This is a genomic window from Acinetobacter sp. Leaf130, assembly GCF_001423205.1.
In the GTDB taxonomy this organism is placed as follows: domain Bacteria; phylum Pseudomonadota; class Gammaproteobacteria; order Pseudomonadales; family Moraxellaceae; genus Acinetobacter; species Acinetobacter calcoaceticus.
Genome location: NZ_LMOE01000001.1, coordinates 2,145,620 through 2,163,729, shown reverse-complemented (window position 1 = coordinate 2,163,729; position 18,110 = coordinate 2,145,620). Strand labels below are relative to the sequence as shown.

Annotated in this window: 19 protein-coding genes; 8 read left to right on the top strand and 11 right to left on the bottom strand. The window is 39.0% G+C overall.

Features of this window, described 5'->3' with window-relative positions; translation table 11 throughout:
* Positions 1-91: 91 nt before the first annotated feature.
* From tolA to ASF86_RS09765, 8 genes are all read right to left on the bottom strand, one after another.
* A complete protein-coding gene (tolA, locus tag ASF86_RS09800) occupies positions 92-1,498 on the bottom strand; it encodes a cell envelope integrity protein TolA (protein ID WP_056481510.1) in 1,407 nt (468 codons plus the stop codon).
* Between the two features lie 3 nt (positions 1,499-1,501).
* Positions 1,502-1,954, bottom strand: a complete 453-nt coding sequence (tolR, locus tag ASF86_RS09795; RefSeq protein WP_003650231.1) for a protein TolR — start codon at positions 1,952-1,954, stop codon at positions 1,502-1,504.
* A complete protein-coding gene (gene tolQ, locus ASF86_RS09790) occupies positions 1,954-2,652 on the bottom strand; it encodes a protein TolQ (RefSeq protein ID WP_003650232.1) in 699 nt (232 codons plus the stop codon). The genes tolR and tolQ overlap by 1 nt, the downstream gene beginning before the upstream one ends.
* 23 nt (positions 2,653-2,675) lie before the next feature.
* Positions 2,676-3,083, bottom strand: a complete 408-nt coding sequence (ybgC, locus tag ASF86_RS09785; RefSeq protein ID WP_004699892.1) for a tol-pal system-associated acyl-CoA thioesterase — start codon at positions 3,081-3,083, stop codon at positions 2,676-2,678.
* A 210-nt stretch (positions 3,084-3,293) separates the two neighbouring features.
* On the bottom strand, positions 3,294-4,628 hold the full coding sequence (locus ASF86_RS09780) for a M20 family metallopeptidase (protein WP_056481508.1): 1,335 nt from the start codon (positions 4,626-4,628) through the stop codon (positions 3,294-3,296).
* Between the two features lie 197 nt (positions 4,629-4,825).
* Positions 4,826-5,830: a Holliday junction branch migration DNA helicase RuvB gene (gene ruvB, locus ASF86_RS09775; RefSeq protein WP_004643694.1), complete on the bottom strand. Its 1,005-nt coding sequence runs from the start codon at positions 5,828-5,830 to the stop codon at positions 4,826-4,828.
* A gap of 7 nt (positions 5,831-5,837) precedes the next feature.
* Entirely contained in the window at positions 5,838-6,437 is a 600-nt protein-coding gene (gene ruvA, locus ASF86_RS09770; RefSeq protein ID WP_056481505.1) for a Holliday junction branch migration protein RuvA, read from the bottom strand.
* A 93-nt stretch (positions 6,438-6,530) separates the two neighbouring features.
* The gene (locus ASF86_RS09765) at positions 6,531-7,871 is read right to left on the bottom strand and encodes a deoxyguanosinetriphosphate triphosphohydrolase (protein ID WP_056481502.1); all 1,341 of its coding nucleotides are present in this window, start codon (positions 7,869-7,871) and stop codon (positions 6,531-6,533) included.
* 309 nt (positions 7,872-8,180) lie between these two features.
* On the opposite strand from ASF86_RS09765, the gene purL reads away from it, so the two are divergent.
* The 4 genes from purL to ASF86_RS09750 all read left to right on the top strand — a co-directional run bounded on the left by purL (position 8,181) and on the right by ASF86_RS09750 (position 14,012).
* Entirely contained in the window at positions 8,181-12,014 is a 3,834-nt protein-coding gene (gene purL / locus ASF86_RS09760) for a phosphoribosylformylglycinamidine synthase (protein WP_056481499.1), read from the top strand.
* A gap of 76 nt (positions 12,015-12,090) precedes the next feature.
* Positions 12,091-13,296 carry a multidrug effflux MFS transporter gene (locus tag ASF86_RS09755; RefSeq protein ID WP_056481496.1) on the top strand — a complete coding sequence of 402 codons (1,206 nt, stop codon included), beginning with the start codon at positions 12,091-12,093 and terminating at the stop codon, positions 13,294-13,296.
* A gap of 200 nt (positions 13,297-13,496) precedes the next feature.
* A complete protein-coding gene (locus tag ASF86_RS20165) occupies positions 13,497-13,622 on the top strand; it encodes a KGW motif small protein (RefSeq protein WP_264753229.1) in 126 nt (41 codons plus the stop codon).
* A 69-nt stretch (positions 13,623-13,691) separates the two neighbouring features.
* Positions 13,692-14,012 carry a hypothetical protein gene (locus ASF86_RS09750; RefSeq protein WP_056481493.1) on the top strand — a complete coding sequence of 107 codons (321 nt, stop codon included), beginning with the start codon at positions 13,692-13,694 and terminating at the stop codon, positions 14,010-14,012.
* Here the strand turns inward: ASF86_RS09750 and ASF86_RS09745 are convergent.
* Entirely contained in the window at positions 14,005-14,805 is an 801-nt protein-coding gene (locus tag ASF86_RS09745) for an enoyl-CoA hydratase-related protein (protein WP_003650247.1), read from the bottom strand. The genes ASF86_RS09750 and ASF86_RS09745 overlap by 8 nt on opposite strands.
* A 109-nt stretch (positions 14,806-14,914) precedes the next feature.
* Here ASF86_RS09745 and ASF86_RS09740 point away from each other — a divergent pair, with 109 nt between their 5' ends.
* Positions 14,915-15,481, top strand: coding sequence for a nicotinate-nicotinamide nucleotide adenylyltransferase (locus tag ASF86_RS09740; protein ID WP_081407670.1), 567 nt, complete (start codon positions 14,915-14,917; stop codon positions 15,479-15,481).
* Here the strand turns inward: ASF86_RS09740 and ASF86_RS09735 are convergent.
* Positions 15,473-16,399: a LysR family transcriptional regulator gene (locus tag ASF86_RS09735; RefSeq protein ID WP_056481488.1), complete on the bottom strand. Its 927-nt coding sequence runs from the start codon at positions 16,397-16,399 to the stop codon at positions 15,473-15,475. The two genes, ASF86_RS09740 and ASF86_RS09735, sit on opposite strands and share 9 nt — an antisense overlap.
* A 97-nt stretch (positions 16,400-16,496) precedes the next feature.
* Between ASF86_RS09735 and gstA the strand changes: the two genes are divergently transcribed.
* The 3 genes from gstA to ASF86_RS09720 are packed head-to-tail and all read left to right on the top strand — an operon-like array spanning position 16,497 to position 17,733.
* Complete coding sequence (gstA, locus tag ASF86_RS09730) at positions 16,497-17,099, top strand: glutathione transferase GstA (RefSeq protein ID WP_056481483.1); 603 nt, start codon at positions 16,497-16,499, stop codon at positions 17,097-17,099.
* 38 nt (positions 17,100-17,137) lie between these two features.
* The gene (locus ASF86_RS09725; RefSeq protein ID WP_056481480.1) at positions 17,138-17,350 is read left to right on the top strand and encodes a tautomerase family protein; all 213 of its coding nucleotides are present in this window, start codon (positions 17,138-17,140) and stop codon (positions 17,348-17,350) included.
* A gap of 2 nt (positions 17,351-17,352) precedes the next feature.
* Positions 17,353-17,733: a nuclear transport factor 2 family protein gene (locus tag ASF86_RS09720; RefSeq protein WP_056481477.1), complete on the top strand. Its 381-nt coding sequence runs from the start codon at positions 17,353-17,355 to the stop codon at positions 17,731-17,733.
* A 4-nt stretch (positions 17,734-17,737) separates the two neighbouring features.
* On the opposite strand, the gene ASF86_RS09715 is transcribed toward ASF86_RS09720, so the two are convergent.
* Positions 17,738-18,100 carry a glyoxalase superfamily protein gene (locus ASF86_RS09715; protein WP_004643686.1) on the bottom strand — a complete coding sequence of 121 codons (363 nt, stop codon included), beginning with the start codon at positions 18,098-18,100 and terminating at the stop codon, positions 17,738-17,740.
* Positions 18,101-18,110 lie beyond the last annotated feature (10 nt).

Genomic DNA, 18,110 nt, shown 5'->3' with positions numbered 1-18,110 from the left:
GTTTAAAGTCATAGCTGGTATTTTTGTGACTGTTGATTTTGTAGCATAGTTACATGCCTTAAACTATTTAAAGCATGTAACTCTTTCAAAATTATTGCGCTCTAAATGTAGAGTTAACACTTCTTGCTTCGCGCCTTGCATCTGGGTCCGATGGCATAGGATATGGCGCTGCGGCTTGAATTGCGGCCTTAATACTTGCATCTAAAGCATCATCTCCGCTTGAACGCGTGATTACAATTGAATTGACACTTCCCGAATCTGAGAGGGTAAAACGAACACTAACTGTTTTACCACTACTGCCTGTCGGAACATCCCAAGAGCGTCGAATTTTTTGCTCAAAATCACGTCTAGCTGAAGAAGCAACTTTTTTAGCCTCAGCTTTCTTTTGAGCTGCCTCTTCTTGTGCTTTTTGAGCAGATGCAGCTTTTGCTTCAGCCTCTGCTTCAGCTTTACGTTTAGCATCGTCAGCAGCTTTTTGTTGTTTAGCTTTTGCATCGGCGTCAGCTTTACGTTTAGCGTCGTCATTGGCTTTTTGCTGTTTAGCTTTTGCATCTGCTTCGGCTTTGCGTTTAGCGTCGTCATTGGCTTTTTGCTGTTTAGCTTTTGCATCGGCGTCAGCTTTACGTTTAGCATCTTCATTTGCTTTTTGCTGCTTAGCTTTTGCATCGGCGTCAGCTTTACGTTTAGCATCTTCATTTGCTTTTTGCTGCTTAGCTTTTGTATCGGCGTCAGCTTTACGTTTAGCATCTTCATTTGCTTTTTGCTGCTTAGTTTTTGCATCGGCGTCAGCTTTACGTTTGGCATCGTCATTAGCCTTTTGCTGTTTAGCTTTAGCATCATTTTCAGCTTTACGTTTAGCTTCTTGCTGGGCTAAAAGTTTAGCATTTTCAGACTTTTGAGCCTCACGTTTCAGCTTTGCATCGGTCTCGGCTTTACGCTTAGCCTCTTCAGCGACTTTTTGTCTAGCCTTAGCATCTGCTTCAGCTTTCGCACTTTGTTCGGCTTTGCGTTTTTGTTCAGCTTCCGCTCTTGCTTTAGCTTCAGTTTGACGTTTAGCTTCAGCCTGCTGCTTTTGTGCTTCCTCTACACGTTGCTGCTCTGTTGCTTGTTTAGCTTTCGCCGCTTCTTCAGCCTTGCGTTTTTGTTCAGCTAATTTTGCTTGTTGTGCCTGTTCAGCTTTTTGCTTTTCAGCAGCGAGCTGCTGTGCAGTCGGAGGAGGGGGTACTGCTGGAAGATTTTGAGGAAGAGTTTCATCCACAATAGGGCTTAACACCTCTTTTGCTTCATTTGTAGCAGTTGTCTCTTGTTCAATTTCTTTCGCTAAAGGTGGGGGTAAATCTTCTGGCTTAACTAAAATAGTTGTTAGCTTTTTTGGCTGTTCAGGTGGTTTACTCAAGCCTAAAAAAAGCAAGCCAACAATGGCAATTGCATGAACTCCAATTGTAAAGCTCAATGCAATCGCATTTTGTTTAAAGTGTGGCTTTTGATTTTTATTCATAGCTTATTTTAAAGGCTCTGTCAGAAGGCCAACTTGAGTTAAACCTGCTTCTTGTAAACTTGCCATCAGTGATACGACCTCTCCATAAGGACGAGACTTATCACCATTGACTAAAACTGTGAGTTGTTTATTTTCTTGTTCAGCTTGTTTTTGAGCATCGCTTAAAACTTCTTCAAGTTTTTCACGAGATAATGGCTCACTATCTTTGTAATCTTCATACTGAAGATAAATATTGCCATCTTTACCAATCGTTACCATAGCAGGCATATCTTTTGATTCGATTGGATGGTTATTTGCTTGAGGTAAATCGACTTTAATACCACTAGTAATCATGGGAGCAGTCACCATGAAAATAACCAAAAGTACGAGCATAACGTCAATATAAGGTACGACGTTCATATCACTTTTTAGTGGTTTTTTTATGCGCTCAAAGCGCCCTGAACGCTGAATTGCCATTATGCATCTTCCTGTGATGAACCCACAGACTGACGTTGCAATAAAGCAATCATCTCTTCAGCAAATAAAGCACGATCAGAGTAAACACTTTCGCTTTTAGACGTGAAATGGTTAAAAGCCAATACGGCAGGAATTGCAGCAAATAAACCAATTGCGGTTGCAATAAGTGCTTCGGCAATACCCGGTGCAACAGTTGCCAGAGTAACTTGATCAACAGCGGCTAAACCGATAAAGGCATTCATAATGCCCCAAACAGTACCGAATAGACCGATATAAGGAGCTACAGAACCGATACTTGCTAAACTACCTAAGCCATATTCTAGGTGGCTCTGATCACGACTCAAACCAACACGTAAAATACGTTCAGTCCCTTCAATTGTTTGTGAAACAGGAGCCTGACGTTTTTTTAGTTTAAAAAATTCACTCAACCCTTGATAAAAAATATCTTCAAGACCTGAGCGTTTTGAGTTGAGTTGAGCATTGTTGTAAAGCGTATTGAGTTCAGCACCAGACCAGAACATTTTCTGGAAATGTTCATCTTCTTGATGTGCTTTTTTATAACTCATATGTAACTTGGCAATCAGATACCAACTAAAGATTGATGCTAATAATAAAATTAGCATGACCAACTGAACGACTGGACTTGCCTGTAAAATAAGGTCAGAAATATGCAGGGTTGATTCAATGTTTGTTGCCATAGTTACATATGCCGGTTGTTTTTTTAGTCTTGTTCCAATTCTTTACGAATAAGATCACGTATTTCTTCTGGAAGACGACGAGCTACAAGTTCTTTGCTTAAACATGCCAACTCAACCTCGCCAGAAGCAAGCAAGATTTCACCACGATAAATATTTTGTTGCAACACAAATGACGCAGCTTTACATGAAACTACACGTGCTGTAACAGTAATTAAATCATCCATTAAAATAGGACGCATGTATTTTACGTCAATTTTGTGTACGACAAAGTTGTAGTCTTTTTGATGCCAGTAATGATCAACGCCAGAAGCACGGAGCCATTCAGTACGGGTACGTTCCATATAGCGAATGTGGTTGGCATGGTAAACAATACCACCTGCGTCCGTATCTTCAATATAAACACGAATGTTGAATTCAAAATGATTCGCCATGAGAGGATTCCGTTTTAGTTCACTATAGAGCTTTGCATTTAAAATATGACTGCTGAATAAAACATCAATTTTATTCGAAGCCACGTATATGCTTTAAATACGGGGCAGTTTAGCAGATTGCATACTAAGTCCTATGGCACAACCTTTCAATTGCGATTGCTGTATTTCTAGTCTAAAAACGGTACATCTTATGGCTAGCATGCTTTTAAATTATGATGGTTTCCATGTGGTTTGAACTTGTTTTGATATATTCGGATAATCTAATACGAACCTTACATGTAACTCGGTTCCTGTTTTTAAGGCCTTGTCATCTACAATAAAATAAGGATTGTGATTCGGTGCAGCCTGACTTAAATCTTGATTTTCTGGGGTAGCTCCTAAGAAAACAAAGAATGATGGCATCAGTTTGCCATAATATGCAAAATCTTCACTTGCACTCGCATTATGATCTAAAACATGTAACTTTGAATCTCCAGCAACTTTGGCTAAAGTTGGCTGAATAAGTTGAGTAAGGGTTTTATCATTCATGGTCACTGGTGCATAAGGTGCAATTTCAACTTTAGCAGTTACATCATTGGCTTGAGCATTATGCTCTATCATGACTGGTAAGCTTTTTAAGATATTATTTCTTATTTGCTCGTTATTGGAGCGAATAGTCCCGATCATATTGACCTGTTCAGGAATTACATTTCCTGCAGTGCCGCCTTGAATATTGCCGATACTGATTACGCCCATACCTTCAGTCAGATCTGTTCTTCGGCTAATAAGACTTTGTAAATTATTAATCATCAGTGCAGATGCATAAATTGGATCTTTGCCTAACCATGGGGTAGAGCCATGGACCTGTTTGCCATTAACCTGAATACGTAAGTGATCTGCACTATTTAAAATGGCCCCATCTTTATAATAGAGATGTCCACTTTTCATGCCTGCCATGACATGCATTCCAAAAATAGCTTCTGGCTTATAGTCTTTAAAGGCGCCGTCTGCGATCATTTTTCTAGAACCGATTTGATCGCCATGAGTAAAGTTATCTATATCTGCACCACCTTCTTCAGCAGGTTGGAAAACAAAAACAACTGTGCCCGATATTTTATTTTTATTAGCAGCCAGAATTTTTGCTGCGCCTAATAACATTGCAGTATGTGCATCATGTCCGCAAGCATGCATCACATAAGTTTCTTTACCTTGATAAATTGCTTTTTGTTTACTTGCAAAGGGTAGGCCGCTTTTTTCTTCCATTGGCAGAGCATCCATATCAGCTCTAAGTGCGATGATAGGGCCGGGTTTGTCGCCTTTTAAAATGCCGATTACGCCAGTTTTTGCATAACCAGTTTTGACCTGAATGCCATAAGATTTCAATTCTTTTTGAACAAGGGCAGATGTTTTAAACTCCATATTGCCCAGTTCAGGATGTTGGTGAATGTTTTGTCTTAGCTGAATAATCTGATTTTCATTTTGTTGAGCAGCATCATTGACCCAATCTGCTAGGCTTAGCTGAGTCATTAAGGTGAGTGGCAAAAATAAAGCGGCTTTCTTATACATGTCCTTATCCTAGAAATATTATTGTTCATAAGATTTAATTTCTTATAATTCAGTTTTTAAAAATATTAAAAAATCAATAAGGTATAAAGAAAGACTTAAAAGGTATAGAGTCGTTAATTGATTGATAAGACAATTATTATTTTAGTTAAATAGAATAGTTAAATTAAAAAAAGGAAGAGAAAATTCTCTTCCTTTGGCTAGTTTTTAGGCTCAGGTGGGGTCAGTCCAAACTGTAAGTAAGATTGATTGGTAGCAATACGGCCTCGAGCAGTACGCATGACATAACCTTGTTGAATTAAATACGGTTCAAGAACGTCTTCAAGAGTGCCGCTATCTTCAGCCATTGCTGCTGCTAGCGCTTCAACTCCAGCAGGACCACCATCAAAACGCTCTAGTAGCATGCTCAAATAACGTCGGTCTAGGGTGTCTAAGCCTGCCTTATCAACATTGAGCATATCAAGAGCACGTTGCGCCATGTCATGTGTCACTTCACCTGTACCTTTTACTTGTGCATAGTCACGCACACGACGTAATAGACGATTGGCAATACGAGGTGTTCCACGTGCACGGCGTGCAACTTCTTCTGCACCCTCAACTGTAATTGGCACATTCATTAAGTTTGCAGAGCGCGACACGATGTGAGTTAGGTCTTCTACAGAGTAAAACTCAAGACGTTGCACAATACCGAAACGGTCACGTAGTGGTGACGTAAGTAAGCCCGCACGTGTAGTCGCAGCGACGAGTGTAAAAGGTGGTAAATCCAGTTTGATTGAGCGAGCAGCAGGACCTTCACCAATCATGATATCCAGTTGGTAGTCTTCCATCGCTGGGTAAAGAATTTCTTCAATAACTGGAGAAAGACGGTGAATTTCGTCAATGAACAAGACATCGCCTTCTTCAAGGTTGGTAAGCATTGCAGCTAAGTCGCCCGCACGCTCCAAAACTGGCCCCGAAGTAGATTTAAGATTACCGCCCATTTCACGCGCAATAATGTTGGCAAGTGTGGTTTTACCCAAGCCGGGTGGACCAAAAATCAGCGTGTGATCGAGTGCTTCACCACGACCGCGAGCAGCGCCAATGAAAATTTCCATTTGTTCGCGTACTACAGGTTGCCCAATATAGTCGGCAAGTGAAGTTGGTCGAATCGCCCGATCAAAATGATCTTCTGGTTTTTCTGCTCCACTGATTAAACGGTCTTGCATAAGTGTTTTACTTCATCATTGATTTTAGAGCAGCGCGAATAATATCGGCTGATTCGGTGTAATCGGCTTTAACAGCAGCAACAGCTTTTTGTGCTTCAAGTGGCTTGTAACCTAAAGATTGCAAAGCTGCTTCTGCTTCTGCCACAGGAGAGTTTGCAGCAAACTGAATTTGAGGCAGGGTAGTCGAAGAAGAAGTTCCTTGAGCCAATGTTTTGAAACGGTCACGAAGTTCAATCATTAAACGCTCGGCTGTTTTTTTGCCAACGCCCGGGACTTTTATTAACGTGTTGATGTCGTCATGTTCAATTGTATGCACCAGTAGCTCAACACTTAACGTCGATAGAATCCCTAATGCCATTTTCGGACCGACACCATTTACTTTTAATAAGGTGCGGAAAATTATTTTTTCTTGAGCATCACTGAAACCGTAAAGCTGTTGAGCATCTTCACGGACAACCAAATGCGTCCATAACGTAACTTTTTGGCCTTTTTGTAATTGGCAAAATGTTGAAAGTGGCGTATCAATTTCATAACCCACACCATTTACATTCAGTAAGACAGTAGGGGCTTCTAGGGCAAACACTTCGCCAATTAAACATCCGATCATAGAGTAGTTTCACTTATTCATAACTGTAAATCTGGTCGTTCTAACATTCATTGAAAACGACACAGGTTTTATTTCTTTCTATATCAAGCCAGCTTAAAACAAGCCAATTTTATTACCTTGTAACTCTTGAGCCAAGCTATAAGCCTGATGATCTGAGAACTTACTGATAATATCGAGTACTTGCATAATATTACTGTAGTGATTATTGCTAAAGTTAGCACCATACAGATTAAGGATAGACATTAAACGTTGTTCTTTAAAGCTCAAAGATTTATGTGGTGTGGTCAAAGGTACAAATGCATCCAAAATAGTCTGTAAACTTTGATGCGCAATAATTTCTAAACCAGACTTTTGTGGATGTTCAAAAATTTTGTCACGTGCCAGATTTTTGGCTGTTTCGATACCAATGGCAATATCGGGTGAGCAATATTGTAAAAGGTTACCTTTAAGCTGACCGGTAATAATTTTATAATGATGTTTAGCAAAAGCTGTAGTAACTTCATCCACAAGACGTTTCATGACACGACCACGTAATGCTGAAATCTTTTGTTGCCACGTACTGTCTGGGTGTGACAATTCTTCAGGCTGACCATAATCGGCAATGAGGTTTAAGAAAATTGGTTCAACTTCTTGGTAACTCAGCATATTTAAGATAATGCCATCTTCTAAGTCAATTAAGGCATAGCAAATGTCGTCAGCGGCTTCTAATAAGTAGGTCAGTGGGTGACGGCAATAATGATATTCACCTAACTGAATAAGTCCGAGCTGTTCAGCAATCTGTTTTAAAATTTCTTTTTCAGACTGATAACAACCAAATTTTGCTCGCTGATGGGAAGGGCGATCACCTTGTGAAGCAATGGTTTTTGAAAGCCATGGATACTTTAAATAAGCGCCTAAGGTTGCATAGGTTAAGCGCATCCCGCCATCATTTGGATGATAATCAATGCGGCTTAATAAACGTAATCCTTGAGCATTACCCTCAAACTGACGAACATCGGCTTCTTCTTCTGGACTTAATTTTTTTAAAAAATCATCATGTGAGGCATCATCGAACCACTCACGAATTGCATATTCACCCGCATGTCCGAAAGGTGGGTTACCAATATCGTGAGCCAGACAGGCTGCTTGAATAATTGCACCGACATCGGCAGGAGAAATCCAGACAGGTAATTCATTTTTTATTTTTTCTGCTGCGAGCATGCCCATTGAGCGGCCAATACAGGAAACTTCAAGTGAGTGAGTTAAACGGGTATGAATGCCATCATGCTGTGCGAGTGGGTGAACTTGCGTCTTACGGTTTAGCTGACGAAAACTTTGAGAAAATATAATGCGGTCATAATCTTTATGGAATGGGCTACGAGCCAGTTCTGTACTGCTTTTTTTACTACCTAAACGAACTGCAGAAAGCAGCTCTAACCAACGCATTTGTTCCATTTATCATTATTCAAAACTGTAAAACCTGATCATGCCAAAAAAAAGTTAAAAGCACTAGCTTGGTGCGACATAGTTTGTCTTAGTTCAGGTTTTATTATGTTATTGAACAAACATGAAACAATTTATTTTTAGCTAGAATGCCTAAAAAAATGATTTTGAACAAAAAACTAATCACTTCTTGCAGAATTAGGTTACAGAATACTGATTCTACATCTAGCTGATTTTAGCAAGAAGCAGTAGAATGTGCGCTCTCTCTAAAGTCACATTGCGGTAAGGTTCACAAGACCTGCCCGTGGAGCCAAAATCAACATGTTTATCGTGGCCGGTGCAGCAGCACATTCTTCTTTTAAGAAAGCTCAACTATTAACACGTTTATCGTCAATTAGTTCTGTTCAATCTTTTGACAGCCAATGGGTCTATTTGTTTGATCAAGCGCTCAACGAGCAGCAACATCAATCTGCTTTGCAATTATTGAATGACGGTGAGTCTTTTGAACTTCGTCAATCTGCAAGTGATGAGATTCAGATTTTAGTTACACCACGTGTGGGTACTATTTCACCTTGGTCTTCTAAAGCAACTGATATTTTCAAAAACTGTAATACGCCAGTGCATCGTTTAGAACGTGGCCTTTTATTTACGTTAAAAGGTGTTTCTGAACTTTCTAATGAAGTTAAACAAGTACTTCATGACCGTATGACAGAAACAGTTTTTGCTCAAATTGATGATGCAAAAGCATTATTTTCAGAAACGGCACCAAAACCATTAAATTCAATTGATATCTTAGGTCAAGGCAAAGAAGCTTTGGTTAAGGCGAATAATGAGTTTGGTTTTGCGTTATCTGAACAAGAAATTGATTACCTAACTGAAGCATTCGGTAAGCTTGGTCGTAATCCAAATGACATCGAGTTGATGATGTTTGCACAGGCAAACTCTGAGCACTGTCGTCATAAAATCTTTGGATCTGAATGGACAATTGATGGTGAAAAACAACCATTATCATTGTTCCAGATGATTAAAAATACTTATAAAGAATCTCCAACTGATGTGTTATCTGCTTATAAAGATAACGCTTCAGTGATTGTGGGTTATGACACGATGCGTTTTTATCCGAAAGCGGATGAAAATGGTCACTTTGTTTATAAATATAAGAGCCAAGCTGCTCATATTTTAATGAAGGTTGAAACTCATAACCACCCAACAGCAATTTCTCCATTTGCTGGTGCTGCAACTGGTTCAGGCGGTGAAATCCGTGATGAAGGTGCAACAGGCCGTGGTGGTAAACCAAAAGCTGGTTTAACAGGTTTCACAGTTTCGAACTTAAACATTCCTGGTTTTGAACAACCTTGGGAAGAAAACTACGGTAAACCTTCACGTATGGCATCGCCATTACAAATCATGATTGAAGGTCCATTAGGTGGCGCGGCATTTAACAATGAATTCGGTCGTCCTGCATTAAATGGTTATTTCCGTACTTTCGAACAGAATGTAAATGGTGAAGTGAAAGGCTTCCATAAGCCAATCATGATCGCTGGTGGTTACGGTAATATCCGTCCAGACCATGTAGAAAAAGATGCGATTCAACCAGGTGATTTACTCATTGTATTGGGTGGCCCTGCAATGTTGATCGGTCTTGGTGGTGGTGCTGCATCTTCAGTAGATAGCGGTACAATGGGTGAAAGCCTTGATTTCGCATCTGTACAACGTGAAAACCCAGAAATGGAACGCCGTTGTCAAGAAGTGATTGATACTTGCTGGCGTTTAGAAGACTTCAACCCAATCGTTTCTGTACACGACGTTGGTGCTGGTGGTCTATCAAATGCTATGCCTGAACTTGTGAATGACCATGAGTTAGGTGCGGTACTTAATCTTCGTAAGATTCCTTCATTAGAGCCGGGCATGAGCCCAATGGAAATCTGGTCAAATGAAGCACAAGAACGTTATGTTCTCGCAATTCGCCCAGAATCTTTGGATCAGTTCGAAGCAATCTGTGCCCGTGAGCGTTGTCCATTTGCTGTGTTAGGTGAAGCAACTGAAGCACGTCACTTAACAGTTGAAGATCCATTGTTCCAAAACGATGCTGTTGATATCCCAATGCAAGTAATGCTTGGTGGTACACCACGTATGCAACGTTCTTATGAAACTATTGAACGTAGTGGTGATGATTTCGACGTTTCAAAAGTTGATTTGAAAGATGCGATTTTCCGTGTATTGAAAAATCCTACAGTTGCGTCTAAGTCATTCTTGATTACCATTGGTGACCGTTCAATTACAGGTATGGTTGCACGTGACCAAATGGTTGGTCGTTGGCAGGTTCCTGTTGCAGATGCAGCAGTAACAACAACAAGTTTGCAAGGTTTCACTGGTGAAGCAATGGCAATGGGCGAACGTCCACCAGTTGCATTGTTAAATCCAGCGGCATCTGCTCGTTTAGCAGTTGCTGAAGCAATTACCAATATTGCATGTGCGAACATTGAACAAATTAGTGATATCAAACTTTCTGCAAACTGGATGGCTGCTGCTGGTCAAAAAGGCGAAGACCAAGCATTGTTTGAAGGCGTGAAAGCAATTGGTATGGAAATGTGTCCTGCTTTGGGAATTGCGATTCCAGTAGGTAAAGACTCACTTTCAATGCGTACAACTTGGAATGACGACGGTGAAGATAAAGCCGTAACTTCTCCAATGACAGGTGTAATCACTGCGTTTGCTCCAGTGACAGATGTTCGTAAGACCTTAACACCTGAACTTAAAAATTTAGAAGATTCAGTACTTGTACGTATTGATTTATCTAAAGGTCAGTTCCGTTTAGGTGGTTCGATTCTTGCGCAAGTATATAAAGCAATCGGTTCAATCACTCCTGACGTTGATAGTTTTGATGATTTCAAAGCGTTCTTTGCTTTAATCCAAGACTGGAACAACCGTGGCTTGATTCAGGCTTACCATGACATCGGTGATGGTGGTTTATTAGCCTCTGTAGCTGAAATGATGTTTGCTGCGCGTTTAGGTGTTGCATTAGAAGACCAAACTCAAGCAAGTTTGTTTGCAGAAGAAATTGGTGCAGTACTTCAAATCAAAGCAACTGATTGGGAAGCTTTACAAGCAGAAATCGCTGCTTCTAGCTTGAAAGATGCAATTGCTGTAGTTGGTCGTGTAAATAACTCAGATCAATTATCTGTAAATGGTTTAACTTTAGATCGTGCTGAATTACAACAAGCTTGGTCTGAGGTATCTCATCAGATCCAACGTCTACGTGATAATGTAGAAACTGCTGATCAGGAATTTTCATTAATTACTGATAATGCGCATCAAGGTTTGATTGCTAAACCAACATTCGACTTGAATGAACCTGTTGAAGCGCCGTTTATCAACACACGTCGCCCAAATATGGCAATCTTGCGTGAGCAAGGTGTAAACGGTCATATTGAAATGGCGGCAGCCTTTGATAAGGTTGGTTTCAATACTGTTGATGTGCACATGAGTGATTTACTTGCTGGTCGTGTTAGCCTGAGTGATTTTGAAGGTTTGGTGACTTGTGGTGGTTTCTCTTACGGTGACGTAATGGGTGCTGGTGGTGGTTGGGCAAAATCAGTATTGTTCAATGCTAAATTACGTGATCAGTTTGAACAATTCTTCCATCGCGATGAAACGTTCAGCTTAGGTATCTGTAATGGTTGTCAAATGTTGTCACAATTAGCGCCACTTATTCCTGGTGCTGAACACTGGCCGCGTTTCCACCGCAATATGTCAGAAGTTTTTGAAGCTCGTAGCGTAAACGTTCGTGTTGAAAAATCTGTTTCTGTATTGCTTGATGGTATGGAAGGTTCAATCTTACCGATTGCTGTTGCACACGGTGAAGGTCGTGCTGTTGCAAGTGAAGCTAGCATTGCAAGCTTGAACGCAGCTAACCAAGTGGCATTACGCTATGTTGATAGCCTTGGTAACCCAACTCAGCACTATCCATTGAACCCAAATGGTTCACCTGAAGCGATTACTGGTGTGACTTCTAAAGACGGTCGTGCAACCATTATGATGCCGCACCCAGAACGTACTTTCCGTGCGCTTCAGCATTCTTGGAAACCAGAAGAGTGGACTGAAGACGGTGCATGGTTGCGTATGTTCCGAAATGCGCGTAAGTTTATTGGTTAATGTAAAGATTGAAATAAGCCACCGTAAGGTGGCTTATTTATGTGTACTAGAATATTAAAAATAGTGGAGAAGAAAAATGAAATCAAAAATCCATTTTCGTGAGTTTGCTTTGCTCATGGCATTACTCATGTCGATTGTTTCTTTTTCTATTGATGCAGTTTTACCAGCTTTAGGTGAGATTGGACGTATTTTTGAATTAAAAAATAATAACCAGTCGCAATGGGTCATCATTGGTATTTTTTCTGGAATGACAATCGGGCAGCTCATTGCAGGTCCATTATCTGATGCGATCGGGCGTAAACGGATTTTATTCACAGGAATTATTATTTATTTTCTGGGAAGTTTATTGTGCTTTTCTACACAAAGTTTTGAGTGGTTTTTAGTTGGGCGCTTTATTCAAGGTATTGGAGTGTCAGGGCCTTACGTTGCTTCTATTTCAATCGTTAGAGATAAATACAGCGGAGCTCAAATGGCTCGCATCATGTCTTTAATTATGATGGTGTTTATGGTTGCTCCAGCAATTGCACCAAGTTTGGGGCAACTCATTATTCATTTCTTTGGTTGGCGTGAAATCTTTGTTTTATATATGGTCTATGCCACAGTTGTGGGAGCATGGGTCGCTTTGCGACTAGAAGAGACTTTACTTCCCGAAAATCGTTTACCCATGCGTCTACATGCATTTAAGGAAGGCTTTAAAGAGGTCGTAAGTAATAAAACCACCATGAGCTATCTATTGTGTGCTGGATTCTGTTTTGGTGGATTTATTGGTTATTTAGGAACGTCACAGCAAATTTTTATGCAGCAGTTTGGTAAAACAGGGCAAGAGTTTAGTGCTTACTTTGCTGTGCTTGCGGGTGTGATGGGAATCGCATCATTTACAAACTCTAAAATTGTCATGAAGTTTGGTATGCGTCCAATCTGTATTTATGGCTTTCTTGGACTGTGCTTAATTTCTTTGATTTTCTTGTTAATTCAACTTGCGGGTGTAACGGTATCATTTTGGATGTTTATGCTTTATGCCTGTATTTTGTTTTTATTGTTTGGAACGCTCTTTGGTAATTTAAATGCGATTGCCATGGAGCCGATGGGGCATGTTGCTGGAATGGCATCGGCTATTATTGGTGCAGCTTCCTCTGTATTGTCACTTATTCTTGCTTCTATCATTGGGCAGTTATATAACGGTACATTGATTCCAATGACCTGTGGTTTTGTGATTTTGTGTGGTTTAGCTTTTGCTATGACAATATATGAGAATAGATATTTAAAGAAATCGGATGCTTAAAATTATAAAGATGAAGATAGATTACTGAATTTTAAAATTTTCTTCAGACTAAGAGTTGCATATGGATGAGTGCTGTTCTTTTAAACGTTTTAGATAACTTACAAGACTATAGACATAGAGCTATTTATCGCAGTATGCTCGGTTCGAGGTTGGTTCAATTTTTGCTTTCTCTGTAACAACGATAAAAATCGGAGATCAAAATGATGAAAAATGAAAATCATATAAAAATGTTTTATAAAAAAGATAAGGGCTGGCGCTTATTTGGCTTGGCGCTTGCTATTCAAATACTTTTTATTGGAGCAAATTATTTAGCAATGATGAGCTGACTTTGCTTCTAAAGCTTTCTTAACGGTATGATCTAAATCTAATTCATAAAGTTTTGAGTCATTCTTGTTATGTTAAAGCTGATTTATTACGTACCTGATTCACATCTTGAATTAACTAAACAAGCCATATTTGCTGCTGGTGCAGGTGGTATCGGTAATTATGAACACTGCGCATGGCAAGTGAAAGGAATAGGGCAGTTTAAGCCAGTTAAAGGAGCTGCTCCCTATATTGGGCAGCTAGATGAACTTGAACAAGTTGATGAGTGGCGTGTTGAAACAATTGTGCTTGAAGAAAAAGCAAGTGCGGTAGCGAAGTCTTTAAAGGCAAGCCATCCTTATGAAGAGCCTGCCTTTGAGTTTATTCAAATCATAGAAATTGATTTTAATTAAACTGAGAGAAATCTGGTTTACGTTTTTGCATAAATGCTTGAACAGCCTCTAGCATTTCCGGTGAGCGCACACGTTGCATAAAGATTTCAGCTTCATGATCAACACATTCAATAATTTGTTCTAAATTATGCTTCATGAGTGCTTTGGTTTGTTTTAAAGATGCAAGAGGCAAGGCCGTTAATTGTTGAGCAGTTTGTTGAGCTGAAACATAAGCATCTTCAACTACTTCATTGACTAAACCTGCTTGCACCGCTGTTTCTGCATTAAACTTTTTCGCAGTAAATAGCAGCTCAGCTGCTTTATGGTAGCCAGCTTGTTGAACAAGTAATTGACTTGCGCCACCTTCTGGAGAAAGACCTAGGCTTACAAATGGAATTTGGAAAAGAGCGGTGTTGTCAGCAAAAACTAGATCTGCATGCAATAAAATTGTAACGCCAATACCAATTGCAACGCCTTTTACCGCAATGATAAGTGGTTTTGATAATTTGGCAGCGGCTTTAAGTAAAACGAATGGTGGGACTTCTCCCGCTGGGCCGATGTTAGGATTTTGTACAAAACCCATAAAATCTTTCATGTCATTGCCAGCTGTAAAATCTTGTTCTACACCGCGTAGAACGACTACTCTAACTTCTTTATTGAGATCGGCTTCATTCAGTGCTTTGGCAATCCATAAATAAAGTTCGCCGTACAATGCATTTTTTGCATCTGGGCGATTTATGGCTAAGGTGAGTACGCCACCTTCTAAATTTGCGTTTAAATGTTGATGAGGTTGTTGAATACAGCTAAGTGTCATCGTACTATCCTTGCTTTAAACCACGTTGTTAATTTTTAGGTTCTCATTATGGCGCATATTTTTTGTAATGAGCGTTACTGATGAGTTCATAAAAAGTGAAAATCTAATTATGTATAAATTTGACTATCTCGTTTTTATAGGTCGCTTTCAACCATTTCATTTGGCTCATATGCAGACAATTGAAATTGCCTTACAGCAAAGCCACTATGTGGTTTTGGCATTAGGCTCTGCGCAAATGGAACGTAATATTAAAAATCCATTTCTTGCGATTGAACGAGAGCAAATGATTTTATCTAATTTTTCATTAGATGAGCAAAAACGTATTAAATTTGTGCATGTGGTCGATGTTTATAATGATGAAAAATGGGTGAAACAAGTCAAATCTTTAGTGAATGGCGTGATTGAACCGAACTCAAAAGTGGGTTTAATTGGGCATTTTAAAGATGAGTCTTCTTACTATTTAAAACTTTTCCCTGAATGGATTATGGTTGAGCTTGATAGTTTGAAAGATTCTATTTCAGCTACCCCGATGCGTGAGGCTTATTATCGTGGTGAAATTCAAACTGAATTTTTTCCTGTAGGAACCATTCGATTTTTAGATGAATTTAAGAATACAGAAGTTTATGCTGAATTACAGCGCAAATATCTTATAGATGATAAAAGTAATTTAAATTAAATCAGCTTGTGGTTTTAATTCTTTAATCAGAAAATCGATAAAAACACGAATATGAAAAGATTCGTGTTTTTTGAGTGGGTAGAGTAGAGAAAAGGGACGTGAAGTTCCTGAAAATTTTGTAAGAATTTCAATCAATTCTCCATTTTTAAGCTCTTTTTCTACTATAAAACGATAGGTTTGTAATAATCCTGCACTATATTTTGCTAGGGCAACTGTACCTAAAATATCGTCTAAACAGCGGATCTTACCTGTGCTTTGATATTCAATAATTTGATGATTTGAATTGAATAGCCACGGTACATTTTTTCCTGTGCTGGGTAGCACAAATTGAATGCATTGATGATGCTGTAAATCTTCAAGGCTTTGTGGTGTGCCGAATTGTCTTAAATACTGCGGCGATGCCACCACAATCAGCTCGGCTTGTTCGAGTTGACGTGCAATCAAATTTGAATCAGCAAATAGTCGCCCGCGAATCGCTAAATCATATCCTTCCGCAATAAAGTCCACATTTTTATTAGTTAGTTGAACATCAACTTCGATGGCTGGATATTGCTGCGAGAATTTTGCTAATAAGGGCAGTATTCGGTAATGCCCATAAGGTGTGGGTACACTGATTCGAATTAAACCTGATGGTTGTTGTTTTTGGTTTTTGAGTTGTTGCTCAGCTTCTAAAATTTGGTTTAATGCTTGTTTGCATTCTTCAAAGTACATTTTTCCTTGTGGCGTTAAACGTACTTGTCGAGTCGTTCTCACAAAAAGCTGTGTTGCTAAATGCTTTTCCAATCGTGCAATTGAACGGCTTACAGCTGCGGGACTAACACCAGCATGAAGTGCAGCTTTAGAAAAGCTTTCATTTTCTGCAACTAAGCAAAATAGCTCTACGCTACTAAACATCATTCTTTTTAGCTGTTGAGCCATTTATTACACCATGTAAAAAATGATTTGATTTATGGGCTATTTAAGCACATAAAAGTAAACAATAAGATGATTTTCATACCTTGTATGGAGTTATTTTATGAAACTTTTTTATTCACCCAATGCCTGTTCTTTAGCTCCACATATTGTTTTAAGAGAGCTTGGATTTCCATTTGAATTGATCAAAGTAGATTTACACCAGCATTTAACGGAATTGGGTACAGACTTTTATCAACTCAATAAAAAAGGACAAGTGCCTTTATTGCAGTGCGATGATGGTTCATTGTTAACAGAAGGTGCTGTGATTAGCCAGTTTCTCGTTGACCAATCTTCTCGGAAAGATTTATTAGCTGAAATAAATACGGCCGACCGTTACGAGATTCTTTCATGGATGAACTTTATTGCTTCGGAAATTCATAAAGCATATTCGCCATTTTTCAATGAGGCCTATAATAAACAATGTAAAACTGTATATAGAACAACTCTCAATAAGCACTATACGTGGGTCGATCAACAATTAAATGGGCAAAATTACTTAACAGGAAGCAACTTTACGATTGCTGATATTTATCTTTTTGTGGTGACACGCTGGGCTGATTTTATTGGTCTTGATTTAGCACACTTCATTCATTTAACAAGTTTTATGAAGAGAATTTCTGAGCGTCAAACGGTTCAAGATGCAATTTCAGCTGAAGCAGCCTAATTTTTCATTATTAAAGAAAAGTATAAAAGGGGAGAGATATGCCTTATATCTTAATTCAAATTACCAAAGAAAATGTTTCAATACAGCAAAAACAGCAATTAATTCAAGAAGCAACTGAGCTTATGGTTCGTGTGCTTAATAAAGATCCTGCTACTACATTTGTGGTAATTGATGAAGTTGAAACTGATAATTGGGGTGTTGCAGGTGAAACTGTTTCTACGATACGAAAAAGACAAAGTTTGAGTATATAAAAATGCAAAATAATCCTATTGCAGCGATTCAGTGCCAGCTAGATAAATACTTTGATGGTTTGTATTTTTGTGATGTACAACTTTTGAGTGATGTTTTTCATCCTGATGCTGTGTATATGAATGTAACTGAACAGCCTATATTGCGACTTAGTATGGCTGAATATTTTCCGATTGTTGCGAGTCGGATTTCTCCAGCTTCAAAGAGACAAACACGACAGGATAAAATCAGTTCAATCAATTTGATTAATGAACGCTTGGCGATGGTACATGTTGAATGTGTTATTCACCCTAAATATTTTTATGATGCTCTTACATTTGTACTAGAAGACGATAAATGGAGGATTATAGCGAAAGTTTTCCATTATCAAATTTTAGCGGACTGAATGATTAAGCATCTGCCCAAAAGATAATTCGGTTGGAAAACGGATCGGTGATACTGAGTTCAAGTGTTTCCCAATCTGTTTTTTCAACTTGAGGTTTGGCGAACTTATAATCTTTTTGACTCAATTCACTATGCAGCTCGTAAATAGGTTCCCAATAAATGCGGATTGCACTATGTGGGCTTGCATCTCCAAAATGCTCAGATAAATGAATAACGCAATCATCTTTGGAAATTTGTAGATATAGCGGAAAGTTATCTTCAAATTGATGTTGCCAATCAAGTTGAAAACCTAAGAATTCAAGATAAAATGATTGGGCCAAATCAACATCAAAAATTCTTAAAATTGGGGTGATTGAACCTGATTGCATCATTTTTTCC

Bases quoted from the DNA above. Each gene is read 5' to 3' on its own strand.
- tolA (WP_056481510.1), bottom strand. From the start codon at position 1,498: ATGAATAAAAATCAAAAGCCACACTTTAAACAAAATGCGATTGCATTG.
- tolR (WP_003650231.1), bottom strand. From the start codon at position 1,954: ATGGCAATTCAGCGTTCAGGGCGCTTTGAGCGCATAAAAAAACCACTA.
- tolQ (WP_003650232.1), bottom strand. From the start codon at position 2,652: ATGGCAACAAACATTGAATCAACCCTGCATATTTCTGACCTTATTTTA.
- ybgC (WP_004699892.1), bottom strand. From the start codon at position 3,083: ATGGCGAATCATTTTGAATTCAACATTCGTGTTTATATTGAAGATACG.
- ASF86_RS09780 (WP_056481508.1), bottom strand. From the start codon at position 4,628: ATGTATAAGAAAGCCGCTTTATTTTTGCCACTCACCTTAATGACTCAG.
- ruvB (WP_004643694.1), bottom strand. From the start codon at position 5,830: ATGCAAGACCGTTTAATCAGTGGAGCAGAAAAACCAGAAGATCATTTT.
- ruvA (WP_056481505.1), bottom strand. From the start codon at position 6,437: ATGATCGGATGTTTAATTGGCGAAGTGTTTGCCCTAGAAGCCCCTACT.
- ASF86_RS09765 (WP_056481502.1), bottom strand. From the start codon at position 7,871: ATGGAACAAATGCGTTGGTTAGAGCTGCTTTCTGCAGTTCGTTTAGGT.
- purL (WP_056481499.1), top strand. From the start codon at position 8,181: ATGTTTATCGTGGCCGGTGCAGCAGCACATTCTTCTTTTAAGAAAGCT.
- ASF86_RS09755 (WP_056481496.1), top strand. From the start codon at position 12,091: ATGAAATCAAAAATCCATTTTCGTGAGTTTGCTTTGCTCATGGCATTA.
- ASF86_RS20165 (WP_264753229.1), top strand. From the start codon at position 13,497: ATGATGAAAAATGAAAATCATATAAAAATGTTTTATAAAAAAGATAAG.
- ASF86_RS09750 (WP_056481493.1), top strand. From the start codon at position 13,692: ATGTTAAAGCTGATTTATTACGTACCTGATTCACATCTTGAATTAACT.
- ASF86_RS09745 (WP_003650247.1), bottom strand. From the start codon at position 14,805: ATGACACTTAGCTGTATTCAACAACCTCATCAACATTTAAACGCAAAT.
- ASF86_RS09740 (WP_081407670.1), top strand. From the start codon at position 14,915: ATGTATAAATTTGACTATCTCGTTTTTATAGGTCGCTTTCAACCATTT.
- ASF86_RS09735 (WP_056481488.1), bottom strand. From the start codon at position 16,399: ATGGCTCAACAGCTAAAAAGAATGATGTTTAGTAGCGTAGAGCTATTT.
- gstA (WP_056481483.1), top strand. From the start codon at position 16,497: ATGAAACTTTTTTATTCACCCAATGCCTGTTCTTTAGCTCCACATATT.
- ASF86_RS09725 (WP_056481480.1), top strand. From the start codon at position 17,138: ATGCCTTATATCTTAATTCAAATTACCAAAGAAAATGTTTCAATACAG.
- ASF86_RS09720 (WP_056481477.1), top strand. From the start codon at position 17,353: ATGCAAAATAATCCTATTGCAGCGATTCAGTGCCAGCTAGATAAATAC.
- ASF86_RS09715 (WP_004643686.1), bottom strand. From the start codon at position 18,100: ATGCAATCAGGTTCAATCACCCCAATTTTAAGAATTTTTGATGTTGAT.